The organism is Paenibacillus sp. GCM10027626, assembly GCF_042676285.1.
In the GTDB taxonomy this organism is placed as follows: Bacteria; Bacillota; Bacilli; order Paenibacillales; family Paenibacillaceae; genus Paenibacillus_Z.
This window is the reverse complement of record NZ_JBHTHC010000009.1, coordinates 53,229-72,309: the sequence shown is the minus strand read 5'-3', so window position 1 is coordinate 72,309 and position 19,081 is coordinate 53,229. Positions and strand designations below refer to the sequence as shown.

At 51.3% G+C, this 19,081-nt stretch carries 15 protein-coding genes; 1 reads left to right on the top strand and 14 read right to left on the bottom strand.

Annotated features, from left to right (window positions below; translation table 11 throughout):
• Positions 1-27 precede the first annotated feature (27 nt).
• From ACFQ0N_RS18365 to ACFQ0N_RS18335, 7 genes are all read right to left on the bottom strand, one after another.
• Positions 28-885 (bottom strand): phytanoyl-CoA dioxygenase family protein, encoded by an 858-nt coding sequence (locus tag ACFQ0N_RS18365; RefSeq protein WP_379328762.1) that lies wholly within the window; start codon positions 883-885, stop codon positions 28-30.
• Positions 886-1,314: 429 nt separating this feature from the next.
• Positions 1,315-1,956, bottom strand: coding sequence for an ABC transporter ATP-binding protein (locus ACFQ0N_RS18360; RefSeq protein ID WP_379328760.1), 642 nt, complete (start codon positions 1,954-1,956; stop codon positions 1,315-1,317).
• A complete protein-coding gene (locus tag ACFQ0N_RS18355; protein WP_379328758.1) occupies positions 1,953-3,617 on the bottom strand; it encodes an ABC transporter permease in 1,665 nt (554 codons plus the stop codon). Before ACFQ0N_RS18355 ends, ACFQ0N_RS18360 begins: the two co-directional genes overlap by 4 nt.
• Before the next feature lie 2 nt (positions 3,618-3,619).
• The gene (locus ACFQ0N_RS18350) at positions 3,620-4,717 is read right to left on the bottom strand and encodes a Fe(3+) ABC transporter substrate-binding protein (protein WP_379328756.1); all 1,098 of its coding nucleotides are present in this window, start codon (positions 4,715-4,717) and stop codon (positions 3,620-3,622) included.
• Positions 4,718-4,943: 226 nt separating this feature from the next.
• On the bottom strand, positions 4,944-6,380 hold the full coding sequence (locus ACFQ0N_RS18345; RefSeq protein WP_379328754.1) for a HAMP domain-containing sensor histidine kinase: 1,437 nt from the start codon (positions 6,378-6,380) through the stop codon (positions 4,944-4,946).
• Entirely contained in the window at positions 6,377-7,063 is a 687-nt protein-coding gene (locus tag ACFQ0N_RS18340; RefSeq protein ID WP_379328752.1) for a response regulator transcription factor, read from the bottom strand. The genes ACFQ0N_RS18345 and ACFQ0N_RS18340 overlap by 4 nt, the downstream gene beginning before the upstream one ends.
• Positions 7,064-7,241: 178 nt before the next feature.
• Entirely contained in the window at positions 7,242-7,859 is a 618-nt protein-coding gene (locus tag ACFQ0N_RS18335; protein ID WP_379328750.1) for a SurA N-terminal domain-containing protein, read from the bottom strand.
• Between the two features lie 301 nt (positions 7,860-8,160).
• On the opposite strand from ACFQ0N_RS18335, the gene ACFQ0N_RS18330 reads away from it, so the two are divergent.
• Positions 8,161-8,646 carry a hypothetical protein gene (locus ACFQ0N_RS18330; protein WP_379328748.1) on the top strand — a complete coding sequence of 162 codons (486 nt, stop codon included), beginning with the start codon at positions 8,161-8,163 and terminating at the stop codon, positions 8,644-8,646.
• Positions 8,647-9,283: 637 nt separating this feature from the next.
• On the opposite strand, the gene ACFQ0N_RS18325 is transcribed toward ACFQ0N_RS18330, so the two are convergent.
• The 7 genes from ACFQ0N_RS18325 to ACFQ0N_RS18295 form a co-directional block, all read right to left on the bottom strand.
• A complete protein-coding gene (locus ACFQ0N_RS18325) occupies positions 9,284-12,952 on the bottom strand; it encodes an S-layer homology domain-containing protein (RefSeq protein WP_379328746.1) in 3,669 nt (1,222 codons plus the stop codon).
• 137 nt (positions 12,953-13,089) lie between these two features.
• Positions 13,090-13,437 (bottom strand): hypothetical protein, encoded by a 348-nt coding sequence (locus tag ACFQ0N_RS18320; protein ID WP_379328744.1) that lies wholly within the window; start codon positions 13,435-13,437, stop codon positions 13,090-13,092.
• A gap of 42 nt (positions 13,438-13,479) precedes the next feature.
• A complete protein-coding gene (locus tag ACFQ0N_RS18315) occupies positions 13,480-14,751 on the bottom strand; it encodes a Gfo/Idh/MocA family protein (RefSeq protein ID WP_379328742.1) in 1,272 nt (423 codons plus the stop codon).
• A gap of 22 nt (positions 14,752-14,773) precedes the next feature.
• Positions 14,774-15,622 carry a carbohydrate ABC transporter permease gene (locus ACFQ0N_RS18310; RefSeq protein ID WP_379328740.1) on the bottom strand — a complete coding sequence of 283 codons (849 nt, stop codon included), beginning with the start codon at positions 15,620-15,622 and terminating at the stop codon, positions 14,774-14,776.
• Positions 15,623-15,645: 23 nt separating this feature from the next.
• Positions 15,646-16,545 (bottom strand): carbohydrate ABC transporter permease, encoded by a 900-nt coding sequence (locus tag ACFQ0N_RS18305; RefSeq protein WP_379328738.1) that lies wholly within the window; start codon positions 16,543-16,545, stop codon positions 15,646-15,648.
• A gap of 96 nt (positions 16,546-16,641) precedes the next feature.
• Positions 16,642-18,012 (bottom strand): extracellular solute-binding protein, encoded by a 1,371-nt coding sequence (locus tag ACFQ0N_RS18300; RefSeq protein WP_379328736.1) that lies wholly within the window; start codon positions 18,010-18,012, stop codon positions 16,642-16,644.
• 157 nt (positions 18,013-18,169) lie between these two features.
• On the bottom strand, positions 18,170-19,069 hold the full coding sequence (locus ACFQ0N_RS18295; protein ID WP_379328734.1) for a nucleoside hydrolase: 900 nt from the start codon (positions 19,067-19,069) through the stop codon (positions 18,170-18,172).
• Between the last annotated feature and the right edge of the window lie 12 nt (positions 19,070-19,081).

Genomic DNA, 19,081 nt, shown 5'->3' with positions numbered 1-19,081 from the left:
CCTGCATCCTATTGTACACTTAGCGGATTACCTGCTGCTTTTCCAGCTCTTATCCATCCCTACATATTCTTCTACAAGCGGTTTCACTTCCGGCGGACAGCCTGCAATGAATTGCCGGGCCGTTTCAGGCAGTTCCCATATGTGTTCAAAGCTTTGCCCTTTTGGACGGAATGACAGCCCGCAGCTTAAGCGCGGCTCAGTCCCATTATGCGCATAAACGCCATGATACGTCCGCTCGGCAAAGATAATCATGTCGCCGGGGTCGGAATAAAGCGGGAACGCTTCGGCAAAGTCCATATCGATACAGTCGCTCGGCTGCTCCCCTTTGCGGTAAAACGACTTGCGCTTCTCCGTCAGCTCGAAGCCTGCCGGTCCAGGCCAATCCTCTGTATGAGAATCCGGGATGATCGCCAGGCCGCCTCGATCTGGATGTGTGCCATTCAAATAAAACCAGTTCGAAGCCGCCCCAGTCGTATTCAATAGGCCGTCGGCCGAGTACGGATGAACCCGCGGCGCCCAATCGGTATGCCATGCCCCGACGGGCGCTCCCGGCCGCTTATAAATGGCGGCGCTGCGATTAAGCGTTAAAGGCACATGCCCGTACAAATGGCGCACGATGTTCATATACGGCTCATAGGTAAGCAAGCTTGCCAGTGTAAGCGATTGCTCGATAAAGCTGGTCGCAAATTTTGTAATGCCTGGCCTCGTAGCCGTTTCATCCTCCAGTACTTGCAGCACTTCTGCTTTCAGTTTATCGACCATATCCGGGGAAAGCAACTGCTTGACAATGGCAAAGCCGTGCTCTTCATTGCATTTTCGAATCCCCTCTACATCAGCCTTGTCAAACTCATACGTATACGAAAGCTGCTTGACACCTGTCTCCATTCCCATCGCTCCCTGCTACAATGTCGTGAATATCATTCACACCCTCATTATAGTCCAGGGCCAATCCGAATACGTCCCATTACCGGGCAAACTATTCCCGAAAAGGGCTGTCATTTATGTTAACTTTAGTCCGAATCTATTTGATGTATTAGGTTGACTGAAACCTAACGGAAATTGATTGTTACCAAATGCTCCAAAGTATCAAGTGAGGAAACCTCACAAGGTGAAATCAACTATACAATTAGTGGTTGTTTAAAAAATGATCCTGAAATGAGTTACTTTCTTCTACGTATGGAAAAAGAGTAAGTTATCTTAAGTTAAGTAACAATAAACTGTTGTTAAACGAAAATGACCATCCAATTTCAGTGCAAATGGATGGTCATTTTGAGCGTTTGCACCTCAAAACGGAACCCGTTACTGTGCATACATTCAATGCGCCATATAAATGATCCGGTCGCAAATCGCATCGGCGTCCTCTTGATCATGGGTAACGAGAATCGAGGTGATGGCTGCCTTGCTAAGAAGCTCACGCAATTCCGCCCGGATCTCCCCGCGCAAATTCGTATCCAGATTGCTGAACGGCTCATCCATGAGCAGCAGGGTTGGCTGCGGCGCCAGCGCCCGGGCGAAAGCCACGCGCTGCTGCTGGCCGCCGCTCAACTCATGCGGGTAGCGCTTGCGGTATTGCTGCAGCTGCACCAGCTCCAGCATTTCTTCCAGTCGCGCTGCCCTTTCTTTTCGCGCGAGACGATGCAGGCCGAACATAATATTTTTCTCCACCGTCATATGCGGGAACAAGCCATAATCCTGAAACACCATGCCGACGCCGCGCGCTTCGGGATGAACGAAGGCTCTCTCATCAACCATCGTTCTCCCGCCAATGACGATCCGCCCCGCCGCGGGCGCTTCCAATCCGGCGATCAGCCGCAGCAGCGTGCTTTTGCCGCAGCCGCTCTGTCCCAGCACGCCTACCGCTTCGCCTTTATCCAAATCGAGCGAGAAATTGCGCAGTACCTGCTGCCTCCCGTTCGAATAATGAAAGGATACATCAGACATTTCGAGTAGCTTCATTGCTCTCTCCTCTCCCCCAGCCAGTGATAACAGGCGACGGACACGATCCCGATCCCGACTAGAAAGAGCGACGGTACGGAGGCCTGGTGAATTTGTTCATCACTTGCGTATTGATATGCCTTTGTTGCCAGCGTTTCAAAATTAAACGGACGAAGCAGCAAGGTGAGCGGCAGCTCTTTGACGATTTCCATAAATGTCAATATCGACCCGGTCAGCACCGCGCCTTTGATCATTGGCAGATCAACTTTAAAAAACGTCCGCGTCATCCCATGCCCGAGCAGGCGCGAAGCTTCCGTGTAGCGGTTGCCTGTTTTTTCGAAGCCAGCCTCGACTGCATTGTAACCGACAGCCAAAAAACGGATGACATAAGCAAATACCAGCATAACGAGCGACATACTAAGCACCAGCTTGCCCGCACCCCAGCCTAGCCAGCCGTACACACCGCTAAGCAAATGATCCAGTGAAATAAAGATAGCGAGCACGCCGATCGAAAGCACCGCGCCAGGTATCGAATAGCCCATCGAAATCAGCTTGGACAAAAGAAGGGTGAACGTCGTCCGTTCGCTGCGAACTACATTAGCGACAATAATCGCGAGCAGCATAAGTATGGCGATGGAAAGCAGCGAAATCGACAATGTATTGAATAGCAGCTCGCCAAATTTGGCATTCAGCACATCCTTGTACGTCCAGCCTGCCCACACGATCAATTGAATGACCGGAATAAAAAACGAAAGCGCCGCGATCACAGCTCCAAACCCGAATGCTGCCCAAGCGGCCCAGCCGCGCAGCCGTCTGCGCTGCAAAGGAGCCATTCGCGCAGTAGAAGTATGATATTTTCTCCGTCTGCGCAGCAGGCGTTCGATAATAAAAATTCCGATAATAAAGCTCATCAGCAAAGCTGCCAGCCTCATGGCGGAATCGACATCATACATGCCGAACCAGGTGGTGAAGATGGCCGATGTAAACGATTGAATGCCGAAATGCTTGCTCACCCCGAAATCATTCAATACCTCGAAGGCAACAAGGCTTACTCCGCCCATAATAGCCGGCTGCGACAGCGGCAGCACGATCCGAAAAAAGATATGCAGCGGATTTTTACCGAGCAGCCGCGCATTATCAATAAAGGAGGCGCTTTGCCGCTCCAGAAAGGACCGCGTAATCAAATAAACGTACGGAAACAAAAATAGCGTAAAAATAAAAATAGCGCCCTTCATGGACATAATGTCAAAATATTTCTGATCCGGCGTCCAACCGAGCACGTTGCGCATAAAAACTTGCACGCTGCCTGTATAGCTGAGCATGGAGCCGTAGGTATATGCCGCAATATAGGGCGGAATCGCCAGCGGCAGCACAAACGCCCAGGAGAAAAAACGCCTGAGCGGAAATTCATATGCAGCGACAAGCCATGCCAGCGTCACGCCGATAATGACGGCACACGCACAGGTGCCGAGCACCAGCCATAAGGACTGAAGCGCATAATCCTTCAACATATATTGCGAGATATGCTGCCAATTCTCATTTGGGCTTCGAAAGAGCCCGACCAAAATATAGAGAGACGGAATAAGGGCCGCGAGGGCCCCGATAACGCTTATAATCGTCCAGCCGTTCAGCTTCCGTTTCCCGTGGCGCATGCCGTTGCGGAACCAGGCGGAAACATTCATTTTTATTTCCAGCCCACTTTAGTCAAAATTTCGGTCGCCTTTTTATTCAGCTCTCCGAGCTTGGCGAAATCGATTTGCTGGGTTTTAAACTCGCCCCATGTATTCAGCAGCTCCGGCTTATCCGCCGCTTCATTGACCGGGAACTCGAAGCTTCCTTGCGTCAAAATTGTCTGGCCGTCCTTGCCTGTTATAAACTCGATCAGCTTCAGCGCATTGTCCTTGTTCTTCGCATACTTGGTCAACCCTACGCCGCTAATGTTCAAATGCGTGCCGGTTGTATCCTGGTTTGGAAAAAATATACCGATATTTTCAGCGACCTTTACTTCCTCCGCGTCTTTGGAATTGAGCATTTGACCGACATAGTAGGTGTTCATAATCGCCACATCGCCCACTTTAGCGGCAATCGCCTTCGCTTGGTCGCGGTCCCCGCCTTCCGGATCGCGGGCAAAGTTGCTCACCATTCCTTTCGCCCACTCTTCTGCCTGCTGCTCCCCGTTCAGCTCAATGAAGGAAGCAAGCAGCGACTGGTTGTACAGGCTGGAAGAAGAACGAACGAGCACTTTCCCTTTCCATTTGTCTGTTGCCAAATCTTCATAAGTGGACAGCTGCTCCGGCTTCACTCGGTCCTTTGCATAGACGATAACACGCGCCCGCGTCGCCATGCCGACCCAATTGTTATCCTTGTCGCGCCATTGCTCCGGCACATTTTGCAGCACTGATGCTGATTCGATCGGCTGCAGTACTTCATTTTGCTTCGCATAATTCAGCACGCCGCCATCAACGGTTACAAACAGATCAGCCTCCGTACTTTCGCCTTCCCGCTTCAAACGCTCGACCAGCTCTTCTGCCGTCCCTTTCACTTCATTGACTTTAATGCCTGTCTGCTTTGTAAATTCCTCGTACACTTTCGCATCCACATCATAATGTCTCGCCGTAAACACATTCACGACCTTATCCTTGTTGCCGCCAGCATTCTCCTGCTGCTTGTCTCCTGTGTTTCCAGCCTCGCCGCCATTCTTCGCAGTTGAACCGCAGCCTGCGATCAATGCAGAAGCCATCATCATTACAAGCATCATGCTGATTATCTTTCTCTTTTTCATTCGTATTCCGACCTCGTTCCTTTTACTTTGAATACATGACGTTACGTTTTTGATAATAAGATTCATTCTCATTTGAGTGGAAAAGAAGAGGGACGCTCGTATGCTGCCTGAATCATCCGGTAAAAGCGCCTCTTCGCCCTCATTGATAATGAATATCATTACCATGATTGACTATTGCTATTGTAGCGAACAAAAATGAGAAAACGCTGTGAAAACTGAAAATAAATTATGAACTTTCCGTCGGCAGAGCAATCGTCTGCAAAAAAACCGAGACGGTCGTACCCGCATGCTCCTTGCTCCGTATCTCAATCATTCCCCCATGCCGCTCCGCCAGCCGCTTGGCGATAGCCAGCCCCAGACCATGTCCGCCCTGCGCCCCGCTCCTCGCCTTGTCCACGCGGTAAAAACGGTCCAGCACATGCGGCAAATCCCGCTCCGGTATGCCAATGCCAAAATCGGTGATGGAGATACATACCTTGTGATCGGCAAGCCGCTGTGCCGTTATATTTATTTCCCTGCTTTCTGAATATTTAACCGCATTGTCCAACAGGATGAGCAATATTTGCTCTAGATGCTGCTCGCCTATTGCTACTGCAGTCCCCTGCAGCACTCCAGCATCGCAGCTTATCTGCAGCGTTGGGTTTAGCGCAGAGATTTTTTTTGCAATTGTTTCGATCACTTTCTCCGGGTCCTCTGTTACTGCAGGTACATCCTGTCCGCTCTGCTCGGCTCGCGTAAGCTCCAGCAGCTCCTGTACAAGTCCTTTCAATCGGGCAATCTCTTGGATCGATGCTTCCAGCGATTCCTCCAACACTTGCGGATCTGACTTGCCCCAGCGGCGTAGCAGTGACAGATGCCCTTCAACAATAGCTACAGGCGTACGCAATTCGTGCGAAGCATCCTCGACAAACTGGCGCTGCTGCTGAAACGAACGTTCCACCTGGTCCATCATTTCATTAAATAGCTTCATTAACGCGGCTATCTCATCCTGACTGCTGTCAGGGCGAAGACCAACCCGTTCGTGCAGCCCTTTCTGTTTCACATTTCTGATCGCTTCTGCCATCGATTGCAGCGGACCTAACAGCTGGCGGGCCAGCAGCATCCCCCCTAATCCGCTTATAAGCACCGCGCCAATGCCGCACAGAATCATAACCTGCAGCAGCGCTTCCGTTAAATTTTTGAATTCCTCGGTATTTTTTACGATTTCGATCGTGCCATTGAATTGAAAAATAGTTAGCGGGCTCCGGATGACGAGCAGCAGTTGTCCAGCCTCCTGCTCCTTGCTGAACGTGGTATGGGCGGTAGTATGAGGCGTCACCCATTCTGCCGGCACTTCATTGGATACGACCGCGATCGGCTTGCCCGTCTCATCCAAAATTCGCACCAGCTGCTTCTGCCGATTGACCTTTTGTAGGAAAGTACGGATTTGCGTCATTTCCTCTTCTGAGAATGATGCCTCCCGCTCCAGAAAGTAATTCAGTATTTCGTCCATATTGTTCTGCATGGCCGCCTTTTCCTTCTTGAACATCCATTGCTCCACAAACCAGTATTGTGCAGCATTATAGGCCGCGAACAGCAAAAAAAGCAGCAAGGCTGACCCTAATGTCAGCCTCCACTTTATCGGCAGACGAGAGAATGGTGCTGCCCACGATTTTATTCTCATTTTCGCATCACGTATCCAATCCCCCGCTGAGCCTGAATATAGCTTGCCGCGCCCGCTGTATCAATCTTGTTGCGCAAGTAACGCACATACACATCGACCACATTCGTGTCAACCGCCGCCTCGAAGCCCCACACCTTATCGAGCAGCACTTCCCGCGACAGGACGCGATTGACATTTTCCATAAAAGTAACAAGCAGCGAAAATTCCCGCTTTGTCAAATGGATGGATTCTTCGCCCTTCTTAACCTCTCTTGCATCCAAATTGACCGTCAGATCTTCAAACATCAGATGAGCTGCCGGCGGGCGCTCCTCGAGCTCCTGCTCCTGACGTCGCAGGACAACCCGTATCCTCGCTAATAGCTCCTCAATTGCGAACGGCTTCGGCACATAATCATCAGCCCCGCTATCCAGCCCCTGTACCCGGTCACTGATGCCATCTCTGGCGGTGAGCATTATGATCGGCGTCCTTTTGACCGTGCGAATTTGACGGCACACTTCGATTCCGTCCATCTGTGGAAGCATCAGATCGAGCAGGATGACATCAAACTCCTCATCCATAGCAAGCATCAGCCCCGTTGCACCATCATGCGCAGTGCGCACATCGAAGCCTTCATGCCGCAGTTCCAGCTCGATAAATCGCGCCATATTTTTTTCATCTTCTATTAACAGTATTTTCTTTGTCATTCCGCTGCCCCCGAACATACAACTCATACCATGATCTACCTGAGAATGATTATCAGATTAATTGAATCCAGTGTAATACAATCTGACCATTGCTTCAACTATTATGAACACAGCGAGAAAAACAAAAAGCCTGCAAATTAGAATGCTGTTTGCGCACTCCGGTTAACAGGCCCGCATCTTACAAATAAATCTTTATTAACGATTTCGCCTTTGCAACTTGCAGCAGCTCGTTCTGGTAGGTATCGAACTGTTCCCTGCCGCCTATCTTTTCATTATCAACCAGATAACTAATCAGCTTCGAGAGATAGATCGCATCTTCATAGCCGCGTCTCGTATCTTCACTTGTCCAAAACTCATCCTCTGTCAGTCCTGATTGTGCAATGCGATCATCCATCAGCTTCCGAATCCTTTGTTCCTGTTCATCGACGCCTGCCGGCAGTTCCAGTGTACTTCTTTGATAAGCGATATATTCTTTAACCTCATCCGCTGTAACGACGATCTCTAGCTTCTTGGCCTCTTGGACAGCCAACTCGTTCTTGATCAATACATCCAGCAATTGCTCGTCGGACAGGCTTTGCTCGACATTGTTCCATTCTGCAGCAAGCTCCATATTCGCCTTATACAAATCAAACCGCTGCCGGTCGATTTTAAAATTAGGCCCTTCAGCGACATACGGATTTTCGCTCTCGCTCCGGTCATTCTTCCCGGCAAAGGAGCAACCGCTTAATGAGACGATAACGGCAAGCAGCACTACTGAGCAGCAGCGTATTACCGCATGATGTATGAATTTGTTCATAAGCACTTCCACCTCCAAATAAACACCTTACATACTTAGTTTACCTCCATTCACCAATTTATCAACCTGCGCTCAATCTCTCTCTGACCACTATCATAGCATAGCTAATGCTAAGGCTTACTTCTAAGGATGTAGAAATTTGCATAGGAATCATATAAAATAATATCTTAGTGAAATACACACGATACTGTAATCGCTTCCAAATGTAAATGTGCGAAATAGATTATTCATTTGCCAAATAGATCCTATTAACTGAAAAAGGAGCAACAGTATGACTTTCCGCTCTAAAGAGCTTATGTTAATGATAATTGCAGCACTATTAATTATAGCATTGGTTTATTTTGTATTTACCAGCTTGAACGCTTCAACCTCCAGTTCAGCGGATGAAGCGATTGCTACGGATATCGATATGGCGCTTTCCACTTCCCCCGTCGTCATTAAAGGACTTGTTACCGACAACGGATCTGCATCCGGTACAGAGTATACGGTCGAAGTCACTGATGTTTTCAAAGGAGAGCTGAAGGCGGCGGATCGCATTCGCGTCGTCATAGGCGGCAAAAAGAACAATCCAAGAGCCACCTTGCATAAAAATGAGCACTATCTCTTTGCAGTGGCCCCGTCCAGCTCCGGTCAATCAAAATATTATGGCCTGATTGAGCCGTTTATTTTTCAATTGCAAAACGATACCTTAATCGCAATCAACAATGAGGAAAAATACAAAAGCGCCTTTAAAGAATCCAAGATGACAGAGGAAGAGCTGCTGGCCAAGCTGCAGAATTTGCCTTGACCTGATTGGGAAGGAATCTTCGCGGACACATACGGAGGCTGTCTGTTTATCATGGACGGACAAGCCTTGAGCCGCGGGCATCTGCTGCGCTTTCTTCGGCAAGCGCGGGCGATGCGGGGTCCGAGCGGACCGTGGTTCCGTTATTTGTGAACAAACCTATCAAACGGCTTGTTCGCGGACCGTAGATCCGTTATTGGCCTCAAATCGCCGCTGAACCCCAGCAAAAACGGCAAATAACGGATCGTATGTCCGCGAAACCTCCGAATGAGCCGGGGTTCGACAAAATAACGGATCGTATGTCCGCATCTCTGTCGCCGTCCAACTGGTGAACGGCGAAACGCACCCAAATGTTGCAGCTTATGCAACAAATCCATAGCAGGAAGCGAGCATACCCCGAATTGTTGCGCGAAATGCAATAATTTGCTCCACCAAGGTAACTAAGTGGGGATGATTGTTGCAGAACGTACATCATTTTCAAGCAATCCAGCGATTTGCTCCTCAAATGTTGTGTTTTGTGCAACAATTCCACCTGGCCATTACGCCAATATACAACTGAGCACAGACGGCCGGCCAGTTAAAATAAAAAGATGAAGCAGAATGAGTTCACTCTGCTCCATCTTTCGCGTTCATAGCATGATCAGGAAGCGTTGACAGCCCCCTGCAGGCGCAGCAGCGCAACGATTGCTTCCGCACGTGTTACAGTGCCTTCCGGGACAAATTTGTTACCGCCTCTGCCGGCAATAATGCCCTGCTCCCGCATCGACTGCGCCGCGTCCTTGGCCCATGCCGGAATACTCGCATCGTCAGCATAGCCAGCCGCGACTCCTGCTTTTCCGTATGCGCCAAGCGCCCTCGCCAGCAAAACAGCCATTTCCGCCCGTGTCAGCGGCGCATTCGGCAAGAAGGCCCCGCGCTTGTTGCCCGTCACGATTCCCGCTGTAACCGCCCGTTCAATCGCCGGTCTCGCCCATGCACCGATTTGGTTCCGGTCGCTAAACGTCAGCCCTTCACGATCGCCCTGCGACCCAAGCACATTCATCAGCATCACGACGAATTCCGCCCGGCCCGCCGGACGATCCGGTTTAAATGTCTTATCGGGATAACCCTTCGCGATTGCTTGCCTTACAGCCGTCCGGATCGCATCTTCCGCCCAATGCCCCGTAATATCAGATAAGCGCCCTGATCCACCCGGGCTTGCCGGCTCTTCAGTTCCAACTTCAGGCTTCTCGACAAGGGGTTCGCGCTTGACATTGATGATATAAGTCTTCGTAAAACCATTCTCCGCCCGAACGACGATCTTAAAAAGATTGTCTCCTTCCTTCAGGTCCACTGTCAGTCCGCCGTCAAGCAGTTCTCCTTCTACGGTCGCTTTCGCTGCATTATGGGATACGGCAGCTGTGATCTCCGCCTTGGCGGATGAAGTCTGCACCGTATAAGCCGTCGTACCGGCAGAGAACGTTGGGGTCATCGTCAACGCCTGCCCGTTCGCCAGTACCTGCAATTCTTTGAGATCGGCGTTCTCTGACAAGACAGGGCTCCACACGTCCTGTCCTCCACCTTCCGGTGGTCGTGGCGCCGGCGTCTCCTCTTCTAGCATGAAAATCGCGGTATCTCCCCGCTTCATTTCGAATTGGAACTCCCGGATGCCGTCCCCCATCTTGCGATTGCCGATAATATCGAATACGTTCGCAGTGCGCGGCAGCTTGATCGTCTTGATTCCATCAGCTGCTGCATGCAGACTTACCCATGACTGGCTGGCTTCCAGATTATCGTAATTACCTGAATAAACATGGACTCCCGCTTCCTTATAGATCCGCTGCAGCAGCGGAGCCGCGATCGGAGGAGCCGGAACGTAGACGGATCGCCACTCTGGAAAGTCCCGCACGATGACAGCCGGAGCCCCGTCCGGTGAAGAGCTGGCCCACACCTGGGCGCCTGCAGCATCTGGCCGGAACACCGGTGTCAGCTTCATATCCCCGTAAACGGTCGTCACGCCCGGGAACAGATCGGCGTTCAGCCGATACTGTATCGGGAGTTCTATCGGCACTGACGCCTCCTTCCGGATGACGATGTCATCGACGGCTAGTGCGCCGCCGTTGTGCAGCCCCCAGATCAAATAGTAATCTTCGTAGCCTTTTAGCGTAAAGGTCAACGATTTCGAATAGGGATCCCCCGATACGTCCGTCCAGTTATTTACGCCAACGTCCTGTGCATTGCCGCCCGACTTCGTCCGTGCCAGAAAGTAGAAACTTCCGGCCGCGCCCGGCGCGGCGAGCGTCCTCGCTTTAAAGGTAACCGTATAAGTCGCTCCCGGTTCAAGCTTGATTTTGCTTTTGTCGGTGTACAGAAATTCATGCCAATCCACCGACTCGTCAGCCTCCCCGAAAGCGGAATAGCCGCCGGCAATGATTTTATCCGCATCCGCCGTGACGACTCCGTTGCCGCTGCGTTCTCCGTCCAAAAAGCGGGACTCCGCGAAGCTCCCGCCTTCGAAGTCTTCCGTCCATTCGCTCTCGGCGGGTTCGCCTTGACCGGGACCACCCGCGTCATCGGCCGAAGTGAGAGAAATGCCGGTCAAAGTCTCCATTCCCGCAGCGGACAATCCATTCTCGGAGACGTAGCCCGGCGCCCATGTCCAGACCAGCGTTCGTCCGGCGTTCTTCAGCCTTTCAATCGCCGTGCGCTGTGCGTTCGTCAAATAGAACGTATCGACAAAAATATACACCTTGTAATCATCAGGCACCAGACCCTGCTCCAGATCTTCGATGACGTAACGGTCGAACGGCGCCCCTGCCTTGCTCAGTTCGCCAAGACCTTGCGGCCGCGTCGTCGACGGCCCTTCATAAAATGCCGCTGTAACATCCGTATCTCCTCCCAAGTAGAACGTGCTCTGCGGCGACGAGATAACCGCTACCTCGGAATTCCGCTGCCGGGGCAGCTTCATCGAATAGTCGCCCCACTTCTTCAAATTCTTGAACTCCGCAGCAAACGCCGGATCGTTGTACCATTGTCCGGACGAGTGATCCATATACCACATGCCGGTGCCATGTGTCACCGCCTGCCCGAACGCCCGGCGGAGCAAGCCTAGCGACTCGTTCATATTGGTCGCCTGCACGAATGAGGTGCCCGGCGGAGCCAGATGAGTCCGATCATCCGCTTCGTCAATGAACAGCTTTCCGTGCAGTGCCAGACTGCCCGGATACGTGCGCAGCGCTCCGTCATCGCCCGGTGCCCGCCGGTAATAGGAATGCGGCGATGTGAACATGTCAACATTTGTCAGCCGGTATGCCTGCGCCACCGCCCGGTGATGCACTTCCTGCGGCATGTAGCTCATGTCCGGGCTATAACCATACAGCACGGAGACCAGCAATCGCCCGTCGCTCTCATCCTTGACGATCCCCGCGAATTCGTTGATCGCGTCTACCGGCGCTTGCTGATAAGCTTCATAGTAGTCGATCACGCGCCGCGATACGCTCGGATCACGGAACAGCCCGTCGTCGGAAGCTTGACGTTCCTCGGCCGTCGGTATTGTCACCGACCCGAACGTAATCTGCGGATCGCCCCATGCAGCCTGCAACTGCGCTTCATTATTGCTGTATTTCTCCTGCAAATAAGCAATAAACGCCTGCCGCATCGGCTCGCTGGCGTCAGGTAAATATTCGGCATTCCAGTTATGCCATTCGCCGTACATCCCTCCCGCCAATGTCAATCCCAGCAGCCGGTCGGCATAAGGGCCATTCAGCAAATGGCGGACCAGCCTCCGCAGCGACTCCCCCGCATCCTTGCGCCATTTCACCGATGCCATCGACGCATCCTTTGTAAGCGCTCCCTGATCTGGGGGCTGAAGCGTATAGCTGAGCTCTTCCTCATCATTTTCCTCCAGCCACCATTCTGGTGCCCACAGATGAATACGGGGCAGCGCCAGGCCGTTTGGAACCCTTTCAACGAACGTCTTCATTACGCGATCTACCGTTGAGAAGTCCTGCTGCCCCGGCCCGATCCAGCCCAGGTCGAGAAAGCTTGTTTTCTCAATGAATGAATACAGCTTCACATTCGCATCCTGAAAAACTTGTGCGTCCCGCTCCGAGATTTCCTGTTCAAACAGGAACATCGGGAACTCCGGCTGCCCGTTCACGAATAGCGCAGGAGCACCGCCGTACTGGCCTATCCTAAAATCCTGTTCTCCTGCCTCTGCCGCTCCCCGTCCGGCTTCCGCTCCCTCGGCCCATGCAGGCACTCCTGGAGGCAGCAAACCTATAAGCAGCAAGCCGGCCAAAACAGCCAGAAATATACGATATTTATTCATCGACTGCGATCCTCCCTCTCTAATCACCGCTATCAGCAGGTTTCCGCCCGGCGTCTATCCGTCATTCCCTTCTTTGTCTATCGCTTGGCAAACCCCGCCCAAATGAACTTCGCCTGCACCCCCCCCCCATGAAAGGTTTAAAGCTTCTCGATCGTGATATCGTCCACTGCAATGGAACCGCCAAAGTGCACGCCCCAAACCAAATAATAGTCCTCGTAATTGGGAATGGAGAACGTGAAGCTCTTGGTGTAGGGTGCCCCGCCCCCGTCGGTCCAGCTGTTTATACCTACGTCTTGCATGTGGCCAGCGATCGTGGAACGGGCCAAGAAGTAAAAGTTGCCCCCAGGCCCCGGAGACGTAAGTGTCTTGGCTTTAAAAGTGACCTTGTAGGTTCCTCCCGCCTGCAGCTTAATTTTGTTGCGGTCGCTGTATAGAAATTCCGCCCACTCCGTTGTTATGGGGGCCGTTCCGTACGCAGAATGCATGCCGGCGCAACCCGCTTCCTCCTTATACCGCATATTTAGGTTTCAGCGTGAAAATTTCTGTTTGTCCGCCGTAAACAAATTCATGTCAATCATTTTTTTCTCCTTACGAGAAGCTTCCGCCGCGAATGCAAGCAAATGGCTCTGAACGGAAACTTCTGCCGATGTCAGCCCTTTCTCTCCGCCACCGCTTTTCACCAGGCGGATGAAATCGCGCATCAGCCTCATATCGCCACCGCCATGCCCCACATGCCCTCCTGGATTTCGAAGTGTAATCAACTCTTCCAATCCCGTGTCGAAGCGCTTGACGAGCAGCTCATTTTTATCCATCGCAGCCCTGATCTCCCCCTCAGTACCTGTGAGGTGCATAAATCGGCCCCCGTCTCTGGAAAAGGCAGTCATCGTGAACGTGGCCGTAACTTCGTTGGCAAACTCGAAGCTGACAACTTGATGATCGACGACATCGTTATCGCAGCGGTAGACGCAGCGGCCATAAGGTCCTTCCTGCAACGCCTTATACCTTCCCTCGTAGGTCAAGTCTGTGCTGATAACGGAAGTCGGCCAGCCCACATGCTCCGTCAAATATTGATTGGGCGCATAATATTCGCATGAATCCGCGGCCGGACAGCCGTCCAGGCATCGGTCCGGCGCCCCAGGCGGCGCATTCTCGGCTCGAAAATGGCTCAAAAACCCGAACGATGAAACGTATCGACATTCCGCTTCTATCAACCACTGTAGAATATCCATATCGTGACAGGCTTTGGCCAAGATCATCGGACTAGACTCCGCGGTGCTGCGCCAGTTTCCTCTCACGAAGCTGTGGGCTTGGTGCAAATACCCAACGTATTCATTATGTTGAACGGTCATAAGCCTACCGATTTTGCCGGCAGCGAGCAATTCTTTCAGCTTGCTGAAAAAAGGCGTATACCTAAGCACGTGGCAGATCGAGAAAACGACCCCTGCCCTCTTTGCCCGCTCCCCCATCGCTACGCATTCCTCAGGCGATGGGGACATCGGCTTCTCCAGCAGCACATGGTACCGGCGCTCCAGCGCTTGCATCGTATGCTCATAATGATCGCGATCCTGCGTGCAAATAAGAACGGCGTCCGCCATACGCTCCTGTGCCAGCAGCGAGTCTGCATCAGAGTAAACATTTGCATCCTCAATGCCGTGACTTTGCTGAAATTGTCGTCTTCTCTCCGTATTGCATTCCGCAACCGCTACAACCTTTACCTCTTCCGGGTGGTCAAGCGCATAATCCGCATAGGCTTGCCCTCGCACCCCGGCACCAACAACAGCAACGCTAATCTGTTTCATTTCGTCCCTTCCCCCTTTTCAATCAGCCTTTAATGCCGCCCATCGTAAAGCCGGTCATTAACTTCTCCTGCATGACCATATAAACAAGTAAAATCGGAATAAGCGCAATCCACATCGCCGCAAACAGAACCGTATAGTCAGCGCTATATTTCTGGGCCTCAACCAAATAAGATAGCCCGACGGCAATGGTGTACTGATGCTCGCTCTGCAGCAAGATCAGCGGTTGGAAATAATCATTCCAGATGCCAATGAGCGCGAAAGTAGCCACTGCGACAATTCCTCCCCGCACCAAGGGCAGCATAATCGAGAAAAACACGCGGAAATGGCCGGCCCCGTCCATAAACGCCGCTTCCGCATATTCCCAGCTGATGCCTTTGAAAAATGAATACAAAATTAACATATAAAAGCCGATACCGCCCGAATAACCGATCAGCACCCCTGCCGGATTGAAAAGGCCAAGCTGCTGCATTAAAATGTACCACGGCCCGAAAGTGCCGATAGCGGGAATAAGAAATCCTATGATAGCCAAGCCATAAACGATATTCGAGCCTTTAAACTTATATTTGGCCAGTACATACGCAGGCATAGCCGCTGCCATGACGGTCGTAAATGTGCCTACAGCCGTCATCCACACACTATTGAAAAAATAAGTGCCGATCCGTGCCGAATTCCAGGCAGCAACATAATTTTCCCAGGCCCACTTACGAGGAAGCGACCAAATATTTTGAAAAAAGTTCTCGTTTGTTTTAAGCGAATTTACCAGCATCCAGATGAATGGATAAATCAATGAAATCGCATACAATAGTAAAAGCAATTCTAAAAAAAGCAGGATGACTTTGTTAAATTTGCGCTGTTGCCCACTTTTGTTCACGCTCGCATTCCCCTTTCGCCAGTCTAGAATTCAGCCGTTTCAACCCGTTCCGTCAACCATTTTATGCACCAGACGACAACGAATCCGATCACTGTAAAAATGATGCCGTAGGCCGAGGCCATGCCGTAATCACTTTTTTCAATGACTAGACGGTACATCTCCAGCCCGACTGTTGTAGAAGAAGTGAACGGTCCTCCGTTCGTCAGCAGCATCACCTGCAAAAATACTGTAAACGCTCCGCTTGTCGATACAATAATTAACGTCGATAGCGTCGGCCAGAGCAGCGGCAAAACAATATGATACAGCTCTTTCCAAAAGCCGATTCCCTCCAGCTTGCCGACCTCAAAGTAGTCATGCGGAATCCGCTGCAGCGCGCCTGTCAAAATGACATTGCTCCCCCCAATGCCGGCCCAGATGCAAAAGACAAACACAGAAAGCAATGCCGTCTGCGGATCGCCAAGCCATGCCCTTTTGAACTGCTCCAATCCCACCGCTTCCAGCAAACCGTTCACGATCCCTTGCGTCGGATTAAGCGCAAACGAAAAAACCATTGTAATGACTACGATGGAGATCAGCGAAGGGAAAAAATAGACGACCCGAAAAAAGCGGGCAAACGGCACTTTGTGATAAAGTAAAATCGCAATGATCATCGCCAAAATGACGGCCAAAATATTGACCGGGATAAACAGCAGCGTGTTCAATATCGCCGAGGACCATACGCCATCGGTACGCATTTCCCGGAAAGCAGTCACATAATTGCGGATGCCGGCCCATGTTTGATTGCCAGTGAGAGGATTCCACGATTGAAAGGAATAAAGCAGTGTCTGCACTTGCAAGTAAAGACCGAATACGGCATAGTGAATAAGCGGCCATGCCAGCATTACGGTAATAAATAAGCCTTTCTTCGTTAACAGCCCTTTCATATCATTCATCCCTTTCCCTTACTCGTAAAGCAATGGAACGCTCCGCTCGCTATCCGGGCACTGCGGAACGCTCCACCATTCAACATCTGTACCCTGTTACTTGCTGTTCAATATCTCCTGCTGATCCTTCCATTTTTGCGGCGCAGCAGAAATATTCGCTTCCATCACTTGCTCTGTCGTTTTTTGGCCGGACAAAATAGCTGCATAAGCATCAATCCCCGGACTTTCGCCAAGCGATTGCGGCTCATAGTTTAACGTCAGATTTTTATACGTGGATGTCACTTCGATTGCACTCTTTGTAAAATCGCTAATCCCCAGCCCTTCAACCGAATATTTCATCGCCTTGGCCGATCCGGTTAGCTCTGTAAATTTGCGGTTCGCTTCCTCAGTCGAGGCAAAGAGCAAAAATTGCTTGGCTGTCTCAATATTTTTGGAGGCGCTCGGAATACCGCCGAAGCCCAGCAGATCTACTGGAATAATTGATTCCTTCACGACGGCGTCCTGTGCCGGAGGAATAGGAGCCATCCGCATTTTAAAGCCTTCAGGAATTGCGTCCTTCATTTCATTTTCCAGCCAGCCGCCGTTAGGAATCATTGCCGCATTGCCGCGCAGAAATTCCATTTGCGATTCGGTGTGGTTAAGCGCAAGCGATCCGTCCATAAACCATTTGTCCTTCACCATTTGCCCCACATGACTATAGGCTTTGCGGAACACCTCATCGCCGTATAGGCCGGGAATGTCTTCTTCTTTAGTATTGGTCAGCTTCTCAAGAAATTCTGGACCGCCATACTGTAAAAGGCCGCTAATTCCTACAGGCTGCACATAGCCAGGATATTTGCCCGGATAGACGAACGGCGCAATCCCTTTCGCTTTAATTTTCTCGACCAGCGCCTCCATCTCTTCCCAGGTTTGCGGATATTCCCAGCCATTCTCCTCAAACATGCCGACATTATATACAATGCCGCGTGGCGATGCCGCCCAAGGAACCCCGTATATTTTCCCCAATATCGTCATCGATTGATTAACCAGGTCGTCTGCTGATTGCTCGATCGTCTTTCCGTCAGGCAGCTGTGTTGTATTATATGTGTCCGTAAAGTCGGCCAGCTTGCCTGAAGGGCCCCACTTTTTCATGAAACTGGCATCAATGAACGCTACATCCGGAACATTGCTTCCACTCTTGATTCTCGGCTCCAGAATCTCGTTCATCTTCGGGCTGCCTTCCAATTCCACGGTGACATTGTTATGCTGCTTCTCGAATTCTTCCTTCAGCCATTTGAACCAGGAATCACCATAACCTCCTTGGAAAAAGGCTACCTTCAAGGTCACCGGCTTGCCGCCTTCGCCGCCAGCGCCATTGCCCCCGCCGCCATCTCCTTCGGATTTTGTGCCGCTATTGCCGCCGCAGCCGGCAAGAAGACCTAGAAGCAACGTTGAAGCAGTCGTGACCATCAGCATTTTTTTTCGCATTTTTTCGTCTCCCCTTTTTTTCACCCTAATATGAAACCGCTTTCCTTTGCCAAGGAAGGCGTCAGCCGTTCCTCTCAAGTATAAAGGCTAGTGATCGCTCAAAGATATAATTATTCGGCTAATAGACTATCATCGAACGGCTATATATGATCCGCGATCAACTCAATAACCCCCGTTCTGCGAACAGCTCCATAAGCTTGGCCGCCTGCACCTCTTGACACACATTAATGCGCGGTACCCCTGGCCAGCTTTCGTTAAATGGCGATTCAAATACATAAGTCATTCCTCGAGTATAAGTACCGGATGTTTCCACTTTAACCGCCCGTTCTTCTGTCCGGACAAGGCCTTTCTCCATCAAATAGACGAACGGAATCGCATCAAACATAATAATCGGGCGATTAACGCCTACCGCCTTCCACCGGGTTACAAGCTGCGCAAGGAAGGCAGCTTGCTCTGTCCCATGGTTTTGCAGAATGCGGATCGCTTCGTCGGTATCGAACTGCAAATCAAGGCATACCTCCAGTCCGGCCGCTACGATAGGAATGCCAGATTCAAAAACAATCTGCGCCGCTTCCGGGTCATTCACAATATTGCATTCCACAAAATGAAATGTGTACGCTCCGCCCATAAGTACAATTTCTTTGACATTGTTCCGAAACGACGGGGAACGCTCTATTGCCTGTGCCACATTCGTGAGAGCCCCGATCGCCACAATCGTCAGCGTTCCGGGCTCTTTCTCTGCCAAGCGAATAAGCAGATCAACCGCATCCTCCTGTGAGTTGACAGGCACATCGGCGAGTTCGTTGCCATACTGGTTCGGGCCGTCCCACTCCGGCCATTCTCCGGCTATCGGCCGCTGTGCTCCCGCAGCCACCGGCACATGCTCCATCCCGTTCAAACGCAGCAGCTGGGCAGCTATTTTCGCTCGGCGCTCCGAACCTCTGCCTACCGTCGTCACCCCATCGATAACAAGTTCCGGTGAATGAATCGCCATGCTCAATGCCAGCACATCGTCGATATCGCCCCCAATATCAGTGTCAACAACCAACCTTCTCATTTTCTTCCCACT

Bases quoted from the DNA above. Each gene is read 5' to 3' on its own strand.
- ACFQ0N_RS18330 (WP_379328748.1), top strand. From the start codon at position 8,161: ATGATAATTGCAGCACTATTAATTATAGCATTGGTTTATTTTGTATTT.
- ACFQ0N_RS18320 (WP_379328744.1), bottom strand. From the start codon at position 13,437: ATGCATTCTGCGTACGGAACGGCCCCCATAACAACGGAGTGGGCGGAA.
- ACFQ0N_RS18365 (WP_379328762.1), bottom strand. From the start codon at position 885: ATGGAGACAGGTGTCAAGCAGCTTTCGTATACGTATGAGTTTGACAAG.
- ACFQ0N_RS18345 (WP_379328754.1), bottom strand. From the start codon at position 6,380: ATGAGAATAAAATCGTGGGCAGCACCATTCTCTCGTCTGCCGATAAAG.
- ACFQ0N_RS18295 (WP_379328734.1), bottom strand. From the start codon at position 19,069: ATGAGAAGGTTGGTTGTTGACACTGATATTGGGGGCGATATCGACGAT.
- ACFQ0N_RS18355 (WP_379328758.1), bottom strand. From the start codon at position 3,617: ATGAATGTTTCCGCCTGGTTCCGCAACGGCATGCGCCACGGGAAACGG.
- ACFQ0N_RS18350 (WP_379328756.1), bottom strand. From the start codon at position 4,717: ATGAAAAAGAGAAAGATAATCAGCATGATGCTTGTAATGATGATGGCT.
- ACFQ0N_RS18315 (WP_379328742.1), bottom strand. From the start codon at position 14,751: ATGAAACAGATTAGCGTTGCTGTTGTTGGTGCCGGGGTGCGAGGGCAA.
- ACFQ0N_RS18305 (WP_379328738.1), bottom strand. From the start codon at position 16,545: ATGAAAGGGCTGTTAACGAAGAAAGGCTTATTTATTACCGTAATGCTG.
- ACFQ0N_RS18325 (WP_379328746.1), bottom strand. From the start codon at position 12,952: ATGAATAAATATCGTATATTTCTGGCTGTTTTGGCCGGCTTGCTGCTT.
- ACFQ0N_RS18360 (WP_379328760.1), bottom strand. From the start codon at position 1,956: ATGAAGCTACTCGAAATGTCTGATGTATCCTTTCATTATTCGAACGGG.
- ACFQ0N_RS18335 (WP_379328750.1), bottom strand. From the start codon at position 7,859: ATGAACAAATTCATACATCATGCGGTAATACGCTGCTGCTCAGTAGTG.
- ACFQ0N_RS18300 (WP_379328736.1), bottom strand. From the start codon at position 18,012: ATGCGAAAAAAAATGCTGATGGTCACGACTGCTTCAACGTTGCTTCTA.
- ACFQ0N_RS18340 (WP_379328752.1), bottom strand. From the start codon at position 7,063: ATGACAAAGAAAATACTGTTAATAGAAGATGAAAAAAATATGGCGCGA.